The organism is Flavobacterium tructae, from assembly GCF_002217475.1.
Classification (GTDB): Bacteria; Bacteroidota; Bacteroidia; order Flavobacteriales; family Flavobacteriaceae; genus Flavobacterium; species Flavobacterium tructae.
In genome coordinates, this window is sequence record NZ_MUHH01000064.1 from 296 (window position 1) to 1,449 (window position 1,154).

At 35.6% G+C, this 1,154-nt stretch carries 1 protein-coding gene; it reads right to left on the minus strand.

Annotated elements, in window-relative coordinates; all coding sequences use genetic code 11:
• Positions 1 to 38: 38 nt before the first annotated feature.
• Positions 39 to 1,154 (minus strand): T9SS type B sorting domain-containing protein (locus B0A80_RS19765; protein ID WP_165769298.1); only part of this gene is annotated, 1,116 nt, incomplete at its 5' end.

A 1,154-nucleotide genomic window follows, 5' to 3' on the forward strand; every position in this document is an offset into this window, starting at 1 on the left:
TAACATAGAAAAGCCCTTTCACTGAAGGGCTTTTCTATTTATCGTTTCAGACTAAAATGTCCTCTGACTTCTTTTCCATTTATTCTTGTAACAGTAAACCAATAATCTGAAGACGGTTCCTGTTGCCCAAGATAAGTACCATCCCAGGGATTGTCTGGGCGTATTTCTTTGATAAACTTTCCGTAGCGGTCAAAAATTTTAATTCCGGTATTTGGGGCTAAATAGATAAAATCAATAGTCCATGTATCATTATAACCATCATTATTTGGGGTAAAGAATTTAGGATAAGGAAGTTCATCTACAAAATAGATACATTCTCCTATTGTCGCTCCAAGAATATTGATTGTAATGGGGGTTTTGTCACTCTCGCAACCGCTAAAAGACTGAGAAGCATAATACGTGATACCGTCTACAAGTTCAGTTATTTCAGATAAGCTTGTAGTAGATGAAGCAGTTTCGTACCACTTAATATTTTGCCCTGTTATTTTAATATCCCTAATTCTTGCATTTTTCTGAATACAGAATTGTTGAGGAGAATCGGCATTAGGTGTAGGTGTATTTTGAACTTTTACCGGTACGGGAAATCTTAGGCTTTCGCAATTGTTTAATGTTTGCGTAGCGTAATAAATTTTGCTTTCTAATAAAGTTGTTTTCGGTAAAGTGTTTCCGTTTACTGGTGCATCATACCATTTAATATTTTGTCCTGTGATCGTAATTGAATTTAATGTGGCATTTTGTTCAATACAGAATGTTTGGGAACCGGATAAAACTGGATTTTGAGTGAAATTTGTAAAAGGAATTATAGTAACTGTGGTTGCATTTGAAGCACAGCCCTTATTATTTTTTACCTTAATAAAATAGGTGTCGGGAGCAAGATTCGATTTCATTGCAGTTGTAGTCCAGCTAACACCATTATCGAAACTATATTCAGATGCAGAATCGGTAATTGTAATAGCCCCATTAGGATTACTGCAATCAGGCTGGATTGTTGTAAATGCAGGATCGTTCGGGTAATCTGTTGGACGGTTTATGGTTGCAGATATTGGAGCAGACTCACAGCCGATACTATTTTTAACACGAACCATATAGGTTCCAACGATTAAATTTCCTGAATTTGGATTGGATGAGTAATTTTTACCATTGTCAAAACTATA